The organism is bacterium endosymbiont of Bathymodiolus sp. 5 South (genome assembly GCF_900128535.1).
In the GTDB taxonomy this organism is placed as follows: Bacteria; Pseudomonadota; Gammaproteobacteria; order PS1; family Pseudothioglobaceae; genus Thiodubiliella.
The window spans coordinates 1-11,594 of the sequence record NZ_FQTR01000061.1 but is presented as its reverse complement, the minus strand read 5'-3'; the positions used below and the strand labels follow the sequence as shown (position 1 = coordinate 11,594).

12 protein-coding genes and 1 pseudogene are annotated in these 11,594 nt (G+C 38.1%); 5 read left to right on the top strand and 8 right to left on the bottom strand.

The features are described from left to right. From BBROOKSOX_RS06755 to BBROOKSOX_RS06730, 6 genes and pseudogenes are all read right to left on the bottom strand, one after another. Positions 1–188, bottom strand: a pseudogene (locus BBROOKSOX_RS06755) (hypothetical protein); the annotation flags it as partial. Positions 189–337: 149 nt separating this feature from the next. Next, positions 338–883: an FAD-binding protein gene (locus tag BBROOKSOX_RS06750; protein ID WP_139660457.1), complete on the bottom strand. Its 546-nt coding sequence runs from the start codon at positions 881–883 to the stop codon at positions 338–340. Further along, positions 883–2,313 carry an FAD-linked oxidase C-terminal domain-containing protein gene (locus tag BBROOKSOX_RS06745; RefSeq protein WP_139660456.1) on the bottom strand — a complete coding sequence of 477 codons (1,431 nt, stop codon included), beginning with the start codon at positions 2,311–2,313 and terminating at the stop codon, positions 883–885. The genes BBROOKSOX_RS06750 and BBROOKSOX_RS06745 overlap by 1 nt, the downstream gene beginning before the upstream one ends. A 14-nt stretch (positions 2,314–2,327) precedes the next feature. Continuing rightward, positions 2,328–3,236 carry a hypothetical protein gene (locus tag BBROOKSOX_RS06740; RefSeq protein WP_139660455.1) on the bottom strand — a complete coding sequence of 303 codons (909 nt, stop codon included), beginning with the start codon at positions 3,234–3,236 and terminating at the stop codon, positions 2,328–2,330. Then, complete coding sequence (locus BBROOKSOX_RS06735) at positions 3,230–4,348, bottom strand: AAA family ATPase (RefSeq protein ID WP_139660454.1); 1,119 nt, start codon at positions 4,346–4,348, stop codon at positions 3,230–3,232. The genes BBROOKSOX_RS06740 and BBROOKSOX_RS06735 overlap by 7 nt, the downstream gene beginning before the upstream one ends. Next, complete coding sequence (locus BBROOKSOX_RS06730) at positions 4,338–5,468, bottom strand: DUF262 domain-containing protein (protein WP_139660453.1); 1,131 nt, start codon at positions 5,466–5,468, stop codon at positions 4,338–4,340. Before BBROOKSOX_RS06730 ends, BBROOKSOX_RS06735 begins: the two co-directional genes overlap by 11 nt. A gap of 158 nt (positions 5,469–5,626) precedes the next feature. On the opposite strand from BBROOKSOX_RS06730, the gene BBROOKSOX_RS06725 reads away from it, so the two are divergent. Then, the gene (locus tag BBROOKSOX_RS06725) at positions 5,627–6,742 is read left to right on the top strand and encodes a pyridoxal-phosphate-dependent aminotransferase family protein (RefSeq protein WP_139660452.1); all 1,116 of its coding nucleotides are present in this window, start codon (positions 5,627–5,629) and stop codon (positions 6,740–6,742) included. 85 nt (positions 6,743–6,827) lie between these two features. On the opposite strand, the gene BBROOKSOX_RS06720 is transcribed toward BBROOKSOX_RS06725, so the two are convergent. Beyond that, complete coding sequence (locus tag BBROOKSOX_RS06720) at positions 6,828–7,061, bottom strand: YfhL family 4Fe-4S dicluster ferredoxin (protein ID WP_010645784.1); 234 nt, start codon at positions 7,059–7,061, stop codon at positions 6,828–6,830. 89 nt (positions 7,062–7,150) lie between these two features. Between BBROOKSOX_RS06720 and BBROOKSOX_RS06715 the strand changes: the two genes are divergently transcribed. The 4 genes from BBROOKSOX_RS06715 to BBROOKSOX_RS06700 are packed head-to-tail and all read left to right on the top strand — an operon-like array spanning position 7,151 to position 11,184. Next, positions 7,151–8,086: a peptidylprolyl isomerase gene (locus BBROOKSOX_RS06715; protein WP_139660451.1), complete on the top strand. Its 936-nt coding sequence runs from the start codon at positions 7,151–7,153 to the stop codon at positions 8,084–8,086. 1 nt (position 8,087) lies between these two features. Beyond that, positions 8,088–9,173, top strand: coding sequence for a phospho-N-acetylmuramoyl-pentapeptide-transferase (mraY, locus tag BBROOKSOX_RS06710; RefSeq protein ID WP_139660450.1), 1,086 nt, complete (start codon positions 8,088–8,090; stop codon positions 9,171–9,173). Further along, complete coding sequence (locus BBROOKSOX_RS06705) at positions 9,170–9,613, top strand: deoxycytidylate deaminase (protein ID WP_139660449.1); 444 nt, start codon at positions 9,170–9,172, stop codon at positions 9,611–9,613. Before mraY ends, BBROOKSOX_RS06705 begins: the two co-directional genes overlap by 4 nt. Further along, a complete protein-coding gene (locus BBROOKSOX_RS06700) occupies positions 9,613–11,184 on the top strand; it encodes a peptide chain release factor 3 (RefSeq protein WP_139660448.1) in 1,572 nt (523 codons plus the stop codon). The genes BBROOKSOX_RS06705 and BBROOKSOX_RS06700 overlap by 1 nt, the downstream gene beginning before the upstream one ends. 51 nt (positions 11,185–11,235) lie before the next feature. Here the strand turns inward: BBROOKSOX_RS06700 and BBROOKSOX_RS06695 are convergent, their stop codons facing one another. Beyond that, the gene (locus BBROOKSOX_RS06695) at positions 11,236–11,427 is read right to left on the bottom strand and encodes a hypothetical protein (RefSeq protein WP_010645776.1); all 192 of its coding nucleotides are present in this window, start codon (positions 11,425–11,427) and stop codon (positions 11,236–11,238) included. Positions 11,428–11,594 lie beyond the last annotated feature (167 nt).

The window sequence follows — 11,594 nt, the reverse complement described above, 5'->3', positions numbered from 1 at the left end:
TCATCTGTAGAGTTATGATTATATCTTTGCCCACCCTTTTCTGCTGCCTCTATATGACACACTTGAGACATGTTATTCGTACTATTACTTGGAAAAAGTTGTTGCTTGCAATTTGGAAATGAGCATCGATCTCCAGATTTTGCATATAGTCGCTTAATAGTTGCTAACTTTGGTTCTTTTCTGGACATAACACCACACTCCTATAAATTTCTTTTCCCAATTCTGCAATTGCTTATTGATACTGAATTTTAACACCAAAAAAGTCTAGCAATTTCCAACGGCGAGTCAAATGCGTTCAATAGTTTGATTTGAGAGATTTTCATCCCAATTATTTGCATCATTGAAAAACCCCTCTTGGATCAAACACCTGCTTTAATTTATTTTCAATCTCAGTTCTTAACACTGATTTATTCTCTAATTTGACAGCTGCATTGAGTTTGCCAACATAGGTATCTGGCATCACTTTAAAACTGATTTGTGTTACCATTGCCAGTTGTCCTTTTGAACCAACCAATAAACGCGCCACATCATAACCGGCGACATTTTTTATCACCTGACCGCCAAAATTTAAGAGCACGCCAGTGCCATTGATAATTTGCACACCTAATACGCTATCGGATATATCTTGAGCGCCATTAGCATACACGGCGCCAATACTCATATCGTCATTGTCGGTATAAAAAGATAAGGCTTGATTGTTTTTCTTGAGTTGTTTTTTAATCTCAGAAATTGGCGTGCCTGCTTTTACCGTCATCACCAACTCTTGCGCATAATATTCTACGATGCCTGAATAATCCAGCAATGCGCTATTAATATGCAAGTTACTGGACCCTTTAACCAAAGTTTGTAATTGTTGAATGCGTGCGTCGATTGGATTTTTCATTAGAAGCGCTCCAATTCTGGGTGGGGTAATTTGCCGTGATGCACATGCATTGCACCCAACTCAGCACAACGGTGCAATTCAGGTACGGCCTTACCAGGATTGAGTAAAGATTGAGGGTCAAACACGGCTTTAATTTCATGAAACACTTCTAATTCTTTGCTGTTAAATTGATGGCACATGGCATTGAGTTTCTCCACGCCTACCCCATGCTCACCCGTGATTGTGCCACCCATATCCACACTAAGTTTTAAGATTTCTGTGCCAAATTCTTCGGTTTTTTCTAACTCACCTGCCACATTGGCGTCATACAAAATCAGGGGGTGTAAATTACCATCACCCGCATGAAAAACATTGGCAACTCTAAGTTGATATTTTTGACTCAACTCATTAATTTTTTCCAACATATCTGCTAAATGACGGCGTGGAATCGTGCCATCCATACAATAGTAATCAGGAGATAATCTGCCTACCGCAGGGAAAGCGGACTTGCGCCCTTTCCACAAATTGAGTCGCTCTTTTTCGCTCTCAGATACTTTTAACGATGATGCGCCTGATAAAACTTTTAACACACTCTCAAGTTCTGCTTGCACTTGTGCCTTAGTGCCGTCTAACTCACACAGTAATAATGCCTGAGCGTCTAATGGATAACCCACATTTGCAAAGCCCTCAGCTGCTTCAATGGCAAAACTGTCCATCATCTCTAACCCCGCAGGAATAATACCTGCCTCGATAATATCAGCCACTGCATTCGCACAATCACGCACAGAATCAAACCCTGCCATCACCACACGAGCCAACTCAGGTATTGGCGTGAGCTTTACAGTAACCTCAGTCACAATACCTAGCAAACCTTCTGAGCCATTCATCAACGCCAAAAGCCCTAACCCTTCATCTTGACGACTCAAAATCAGTTCTTCGCCATCAATCGTTAGCATTTTAACCGCTTCAACATTATGCACCGTCAAGCCGTATTTCAAACAATGCACCCCACCAGAATTTTCAGCCACATTGCCCCCAATCGTGCAAGCAATCTGGCTAGATGGATCAGGTGCATAATACAAACCAAATTCAGCAACCGCTTCGCTAATGGCAATATTTCTCACCCCTGGCTCAAGGACTGCTAAGCACCTTTTCTCATCAATAGATTTAATTTTATTCAGTTTTGAAAGCCCCAAAACAACAGACTCTTCCAATGGCATCGCACCGCCTGATAAGCCTGTACCCGCACCACGCGTAACCACAGGTGTGTTGTGCGCTTTACAAATTTTTAACACTTGTTTAATCTGCTCAACACTCTGGGGCAATACCACCGCTAAGGGTTTTTGCCGATACACGCTCAAGCCGTCACACTCAAATGGGCGTGTGTTTTCCTCGCCCGTTAAGATGATGTTTTTTGGTAATTGAGTTAAAAGTTGTTGTATGATTTTCATTTTATTTTCCGATACTACTTCAGGGGCAAATGTTTACCTATGTAGCCAATATAAATTTTATTTTCTTTTTCAAAAAAATACATTCTGTTGTTGTCTGGTAAACTTTTTATGTGTTTGGTAAAAAACTTCTTTTTCCCATCAATGGTAAACATTCTAGGTTTTTTCGATTTTGGCTTTTGAGAAACTGTTTGACTTTCCGGAGAACAATTAAAATCTGTTATTTTTTTCTGCTTTCGTTCAATATCTCTCAAAATACTGATTGCACGGGTAAATATTGTCTTATCAATTGTTTTAATTTGTTGTTCAATTTCAGGGCAAAAAACGATTATTTCAGGAAAAAAACTATCTTTTTTAAGCCATAAATTTTCTTTTGTGATGCCAAGTTTGGCTTCTTTTTCTAAAGCATTAAAAAAATTTTGATGTGATGATAAATGTGCTTTTTTTGAGGCGTGCTTTACGGAAATAGGTGTATTGGCACTTTCATCTATTGATTTTTTTTGAATATCAATGTTACTATTACCCCATTCATCAGAGTCAAAACTAACAGCAATGGTATCCCAAATATCACAACATGCCAATCCACCAGCAGTAGGATTATTATCGTAAGAATATTTACTTACTTGCTGGGCTTTTCTTTGTTCACTGTCCTCTTCTTGAATAATTGGATTGCTAATTTTAATGACTTGATTATTAATAAAACTTTTTAACCTAGTTTGAAAGTCTCTATCAGCCTGCCCAAGAAATTGATAAAATGTAACATCTTTTAATATTGAATAATTTTTAAAATTATCAGACATTCTAATTTGATTTAAACCCTTATCTGATAATTTTTCCAGCAGTTTAAAAAATAGACCAAACTTTGCTTGGGCTGTCCGCACATTAAGCGGCAAAGATAATTCATTAAAAACAGAAAAATCTACCACAATAATTTGTCTAGTTGATTGTCCCACTCGTCAAAAAAACTTTTTGGCCAATCGCTAAGTTTGCCATCTTTGTCAATATTAATAGGTCGCAGCACAGTGTCTAAACTGTCTTTCTGTTTTTCAAAGAAATAGATTTGACTTTTATCTGGAGCAATCACTTTATTTTTAGTGGCGACCCGCACCCCATTTAAAAAATGATCGCTGTGTGTTTCTACAATAATTTGCACACCATTATTGGCTGCAATTGCATACATTTCGGCTATTTTTGCTTGCCCTGCAGGGTGTAAGTGGGACTCTGGATTTTCAACAATAATAAAATCCCCTGGTTTTGCCTTAAGAATTAACACAATCACGGGCAACACATAAGTTAAGCCAAAGCCCACATTCAGAGGCGAATAATTGCTGGTTGTATTGCCGCCATATTCATATTGATAAGTCAATTTTGCACTTTGCGTTGACGCATCAGCACTGGCAGAAATTGATATACCACTGCTTATTTCTCCCAACCATTTATAGGTATTTTCCAGTAGTTGCAAGGTTTGACTTTCTGGATGTTTTAAAGCTTCGATGTCCAGGGACTTGTGTCTATTTTCTGCCAAATAATGTGCTGTGTATTCACCATTCACCCCAATTGAATTTAAATTAATATCTTGTTGTGAAAAGCCAAAAGTGTAATTGGGGGAGGCTCTTTCTGTGCTTAAATAATGAAAACAGTGATCAGAAAAAAGGTCTGTTAGAAGTTTACTAATGTCAAGTTTTTTTGAGTCGGAAATTAGACTTATTTCTTGTTTTTTATTAATTGAAATCTTAATATTACCTAACTCGGCAACCATTTCAAACATTATGTCTTCATTGAAAGTATTTTGGCTAAATAATAACGCCTCTTCGCCTAATTTGATATATTTCCCATTAAATGATGCTGAATAGGAGCGCCCTTTAAACTGATTTATTGCAAGAATATTTTCTCTATTTTCTCTAAAAAACAACAAAGATTGAATAAAAGATGACTTTCCACTGCTATTAACCCCTGTAATCAAGGTAAGATTATTAAACTTAACATCAACATTTTTTAAACTTTTAAAGTTTTTAATTTTAATATGATTAATTTGCATTTTGATACTCTAATGTCTTTTGTATTAAACTTCTCATTTCTCTAAAACGCGTGTCTTTCGCCCATTTTCCACTGGTTCCTTTGGTTATTGATATAAAGAAATCAGAACTTTCATCCAATAACATTGCTTTTAATTCTTCTATAAAAAAATCTTTATTTTCTAAAAATAAATTTTTATCACTTATTTCATCAAAACAAACCGTTAAAACATCAAATAACGATAAATTAACCCTTTTCTTCCCCACATTATCAGCAGCAATGGAACGACTAAATTTGTGTTCTTCTCCTAACACTTGGTTAGAAAATTCCAATACTTTAATTAACTTATCTTGTAGAATACTCCGTTCTTCTGGGCTTTTAGTGTCAATTTCTTCCATTGCCAAATCTAAAAACCTATTCATTGTTTTAAATTCATCTTCATCAAGCGTTTTAAATGCCATAAATCGTAAAACCAATTCTTGCCCCGCCATTCTTTTATTGGAAATACCAACAACTTCTTTAAAACTATCTTGTTCCACCATATTTTTCAGAAACCTCACGCCACCACCTCTCTGATTGAGTGCTTGCCTTATTTCTTGAGGCTTGAGTGATAATCCACCTGTGTTAATGCGATTAAAAATTGAATAGCGTACTTCTTTTGGTGTTTGTGCCTCTATATGATATGCGACAAACATTGTGTCTTCAATAGTTCTTTGTAAGTTGGTGGGCAAATCATCACATTTTTTACCATGTAATTCCGTTAAAAACTCCAACCCTTTAAGGGTTAATGTCTGTTCAACAAAAAAACTTTTGATAGTAGAAATCCTTTGCAAACCATCAATTACCATCCATTTTTCAGGGTCGCTAACATCAAAGTAGAATACCGGCAAAGGTAGTTTTAGCAAAATAGATTCAATCAATCTACTTTTTTGATTACTGCTCCATAAATCAGCCTGTCGTTGATAGTCTGGAATGCCTATCTCCTCTCTTTTTAAACGATTAATTATGGTTGGCAGCATAACAGTTGCGTGTGTAACTTTTATATCTTTAACTGAAAAAGGGCTGGTAATGTCGCCTTGGTCATATTCCCCCACCTCATTATCTGTAATTTCAATCTCACCTTCTTCTCTGAATTCTGACATAATGTATTCCTACAAGTTTTTTTTGAATTTAAATTGCGGTTTATTTTACCGTCAAAGATTTAACAAAAAATATCCTTAAATAAAGCAAGCGATATTTTATAAAAAATTAATACTTAAGCCATTATAATGACTTTTTATTTTCTAACCTTTATAAAACTATGAAATCATTCAATCCACCAATAAGAACACTAATGGGTCCAGGTCCAAGTGATGTGCATCCTCGCATCCTATCTGCTATGGCGCGTCCAACGATTGGACACCTTGACCCTGCTTTTGTTGGCATGATGAATGAAACTAAAGAAGGCTTAAAGACTATTTTCAAAACTGAAAATGAATTAACCATGCCTGTATCAGCGCCGGGTTCTGCGGGTATGGAAACTTGTTTTGCCAACTTAGTTGAACCAGGCGATAAGGTTGTGGTTTGTATTAATGGTGTGTTTGGTATGCGCATGCAAGAGAACATCACCCGTTTTGGTGGTGTGGCTGTTGTGGTAGAAGATGATTGGGGTACGGCGGTTTCTTTGGATAAAGTTGAACAAACCTTAAAAGACAACGCAGATGCAAAAATCTTAGCGTTTGTGCACGCAGAAACTTCAACAGGTGCACGCTCAGATGCAAAAGCACTGTGTAAGATTGCACATGATAATGACTGCATTACTATTGTTGATGCCGTAACTTCATTAGGTGGCTGTGAATTGCGGGTTGATGAATGGGAGATTGATGCGATTTATTCAGGTACACAAAAATGTTTATCAGCAATGCCAGGTATTTCGCCAGTCAGCTTTAATGAGCGCGCTTTAACCAAAGTAAAAAACCGTAAAACACCTGTAACTTCTTGGTTTTTAGATTTGAACTTAGTAATGGGTTATTGGGGTGATGGCGCTCAACGCACTTACCACCACACTGCACCTATCAATACTTTATACGGTTTACACGAATCATTGGTTATGATGTTAGAAGAAGGCTTGGAAAACTCATGGACACGCCATCAAAAAAATCATGAACTGTTAAAAGAGGGTTTAGAAGCGATGGGTATTCACTTCTTAGTCAATGAAGCAGATCGCTTACCACAATTAAATTCTGTCTTTATTCCAGAAGGTGCCGATGATGCAAAAGTACGCGCTACTTTGCTGAACGACTACAACTTAGAAATCGGTGCTGGTCTGGGTGCCTATGCAGGCAAGGTTTGGCGTATTGGCTTAATGGGGCACTCCTCTAGAAAAGAGAATATCACATTGTGTTTAGCAGCACTTAAAGATACTTTAGGTAAATAAACCACCTCCTTAAAACATAAAAAAAGGCGACCAATTGGTCGCCTTTTTTAGGTTTTAAATTTAAGGGAAAGATAAAGTTAAAGCACTACTTTAACTTAGCCAACAACTCCTCTTCTGTCTCAACATTATCAGGATCAGACAAACAACAATCTACTGGGCAGACTTCTGCACATTGTGGCTCATCAAAATGTCCAACACATTCGGTGCATTTATCCGGGTCAATCTCATAGATTTCATCACCCATATAAATCGCTTCATTTGGGCATTCTGGCTCACAAACATCACAGTTAATGCATTCATCGGTAATCAATAATGACATAATATTCTCTACTAAATTTTTAAAATTATGAGGTGTATTTTACTGTGATTTTAGGTATCATATCCACTTTTGTATCAAGCCTTAATCTTATGAAAACTTTAATTGTACTTTTTACTCTTTTTCTATCTCTTCAATCTCAAGCCAAATTAGCAGAAGGTTTGTATGCTAATTTACATACCAATCAAGGGGATATTGTCGTTCAACTTGCTTATAAAAAAGCGCCGCTGACGGTGATTAATTTTGTCGGTTTGGCAGAAGGCACAAAACGCTCAAATATCCAAACTGGCAAACCATTTTATAATGGCTTGAAATTCCACCGAGTAATTGATAATTTTATGATTCAAGGTGGCGACCCTAAAGGCAATGGCGCAGGGGGTCCAGGTTATCGATTTGCGGATGAATTTAGTGATTTAAAGCATGATAAAGCTGGTATTTTATCAATGGCAAATTCTGGACCAGACACTAATGGCTCACAATTCTTCATCACTCACAATGCTACGCCTTGGCTAGACGGAAAACATGCTGTCTTTGGCCATGTGGTAAAAGGCATGAGTGTGGTTAATCGTATCAAAAAAGGAGACTTCATTCGAAAATTAACTATTATTCGAGTGGGTGATGAGGCTAAAAAATTCCAAACTGATGAAGTGGCGTTTCAAGTAGAAAATAAAAAATATGCGATTAAAAAAAATGAGAAATTTGTTAAATTTGTTAAAAGCAACTATCCAAATGCAAAAGCCACAGACGGCGGATATTTTGTGCAAATCACTCAAAAAGGAACCGGTGAAAAATCAAGTAAAGGCGATATGGTCAATGTTAAAATGTCAGATGGCGGAAAGAAAACAGGTAAAACTGATGAAATAATAACTTTTGCCTTGGGCAAAAATGCTATGACTAAAATCATTGATCAAACAGTATTAGGAATGAAAGTTGGTGAAAAACGCACGATTATTGCCAACAATATTGTAGGTATATCGAAAATCTCGCTTCTCATTATAAACTTGGAGCTTCTATCTATCAATCAATAGAATGTTCCTAGAGTTCATTAATTTTCTTACTCAATTTGATTCGGGTTTTAATGTTTTACAATATTTAACACTTCGTGCAATTTTAGCGATGCTAATGTCTCTATTTACTGTGCTGGCTTTGGGTCGCTTGTTTATCAATCGCTTACAACAATACCAAGTTGCTCAAATCATTCGCCATAACGGTCCAGAATCGCATCTGTCTAAAGCAGGCACGCCCACCATGGGCGGTGTTCTGATTTTATTGTCTTTTACTAGTAGCGTGCTGGTATGGGGCAATTTACACAATGTTTATCTTTGGATTGTGGTGGTGGTGGCATTGGTTTTTGGAGGGATTGGCTTTGTTGATGATTATTTAAAAATTAGCAAAAAATCTGCCCATGGTCTAAGTGCCAAACAAAAATATTGGGCGCAATCGTTCAGTGCAATTGCGATTGCGTTATGGATAATAAGCAATACTGAGCAGGCAATTTCTACTGATTTGTTAATCCCTTTCTTTAAAGATTTGACTGTGCCGTTGGGTGCTATCGGCTTGGTCGTATTGTCTTATTTTGTGATTGTCGGCAGTTCCAATGCGGTCAACCTCACTGATGGCTTGGATGGTTTGGCAATTATGCCAACTATTTTGATTGCAGGTGCTTTGGCGATTTTTGCTTATATTGGCAGTAATTATCATTTTTCTGAATATCTCAATATGCCTTTTATGCCAATTGCCAGCGAGATGGTGGTGGTTTGTGCTGCTTTAGTCGGTGCAGGATTGGGTTTTTTATGGTTTAATACTTACCCTGCTGAGGTTTTTATGGGCGATGTTGGTTCATTGGCATTGGGTGCGGTTTTGGCAGTCATCGCCATTATCGTTCGTCAAGAAATCTTACTGTTTATTATGGGAGGTGTTTTTGTTGCTGAAACACTCTCTGTTGTGATTCAAGTTGTTTGGTATAAACGCACTAAAACGCGTATTTTTCTCATGGCGCCACTGCATCATCACTTTGAAAAACAAGGTATGTCAGAGCCAAAAATCATCGTGCGTTTTTGGATGGTGACTTTAATTTTAGTATTAATTGCCCTAGCTTCTATCAAAATCCGATGAGTGTTTTAAGCAAATGGGATGAGCGCTATTTAGCACTTGCTAAAGAAGTCTCTACTTGGTCAAAAGACCCCTCAACCCAAGTCGGTGCAGTCACCGTTGGCAGTAAAAAAGAAGTGCTTTCTCAGGGCTTTAATGGCTTTCCACGCAATATTAATGACACGGATGAACGCTACAACAATAGAGCAACTAAATACAAATTCGTGGTGCATGCTGAGATGAATGCGATTTACAATGCTACTTATTCTGGCACCTCGCTTGATGGTGCTACACTTTATGTTTACGGTTTACCGATTTGCTCAGAATGCGCCAAAGGCATTATTCAAGTCGGCATTAAAAAAGTAGTGGTAGAAAAATCTAAAGAACTCGACAACTGGAATGACAGCGTCAAACTCTCAAAAGCCATGTTTGATGAAGCTGGTGTTGATCTGATCATTAAATAATGCTATCTGAAGTCGCCAAGCGTCGCACTTTTGCGATTATCTCTCACCCCGATGCCGGCAAAACCACCGTTACTGAAAAACTGCTTTTATATGCAGGTGCAATTAAAACCGCAGGTAGCGTTAAAGCTAGAAAAGCAAGCACCCACGCCACCTCAGACTGGATGGAAATGGAAAAAGAACGCGGTATTTCCATCACTTCCTCCATTATGCAGTTTGATTATAATAACCATGTTATCAACCTACTTGACACGCCAGGACACGAGGATTTTTCCGAGGATACTTACCGCACCTTAACAGCGGTAGACTCTGCACTAATGGTGATTGATGTTGCCAAGGGTGTAGAGGTGCGCACGATTAAATTGATGGAGGTTTGTCGCCTGCGAGACACACCGATCTTGACTTTTATCAACAAACTTGACCGTGAAGGCAAAGAACCGATTGAATTAATGGACGAAGTTGAAACCGTGCTAAATATTGAATGTGCGCCTATCACTTGGCCAATTGGCATGGGCAAGCGTTTCAAAGGTGTGGTGCATTTGCTTGAGAACAAGATTTATTTATATGAGTCGGGGAAAAATTCTGAAATCGGTGAGAATATTATTATTAACGGCGTTGACAACCCTCAACTTGATGAAATTTTGGGCAAAGATGTGGCGCTTGAAATGCGTGAAGAAGTTGAACTTATTCGTGAAACGACCACGCCATTTGACTTGGATGCGTTTTTAGCAGGCAAGCAAACACCTGTATTTTTTGGCTCAGCCATCTCTAATTTTGGCATTCAAAATTTACTGGATGGTTTTCTGGAATATGCGCCAACGCCAAAAAATCGTAAATCAGACATCCGAGAAGTCAAGCCCGAGGAAAACAAACTCACCGGTTTTGTGTTTAAGATTCAAGCCAATATGGATCCAAAACACCATGATCGCCTTGCTTTTATGCGATTGGTAAGTGGGCAATACAACAAAGGCATGAAGGTTTTACAAGTATCCACGGGCAAGCAAATCAAAATCGCCAATGCGGTTACTTTTATGTCGCGTGAACGCTCTTCGGCAGAAGTGGCTTATGCGGGTGATGTCATTGGTATTCACAATCATGGAGGCATCAGTATCGGCGATACCTTTACCCAAGGGGAAAAACTCTCATTTCAAGGCATTCCAAACTTTGCCCCCGAATTATTTCGTCGTGCCGTTTTAAAAGACCCACTCAAAGCCAAAGCCTTACAAAAGGGCTTAGATCAACTCTCAGAAGAAGGGGCAACTCAAGTATTTCGCCCAATAATCAATCATTCGCAAATTCTCGGTGCCGTGGGTATTTTGCAATTTGATGTGGTTGCCCACCGTTTGAAATACGAATACGGGGTTGATTGTCAGTTTGAAACCATTAACATTGCCACAGCACGCTGGATAACAGGCAGTGACAAAGACATTGAACAACTCAAAGCCAAAGCAGGCAACAATGTGGCAATTGACTCTGCTGGCGTTCTCACTTATCTAGCACCCTCTACAGTTAATCTGCAACTCACGATAGAGCGCCATCCAAACCTAGTTTTTTCTGCTACTCGTGAACATTAACCAAAAAAAACGACCCGCTAAGGTCGTTTTTAAAAATATTGTCTACAGTCTTTAAACTGAGCAACTCATATCATCACCACAACACATAGGTGATTTTATTTTACCATGACCATTTGGACATTCTGATATTTGTACACTTGTTCCATCGTCTAGTGCTAAATTTCCATCTGTTAATGGTGCATCACATTTTCCACAAGTTGCATTAACACTCATACCGCATTTTTTACATTCATAAGTTGGCATTATTTTCTCCTTTTGTTTGATAAAATATTATGTGAGACCTTTGCATAAATAGGAATAATCATCAGAAACCCACTTTTCACCCACTTGGCGATTTTTTAAACCCAGTCTTAGCCCTGCTAGGACAAGGTTTAAAGAAATCACCAATTGGGCAAAAATTGGATTTTGCT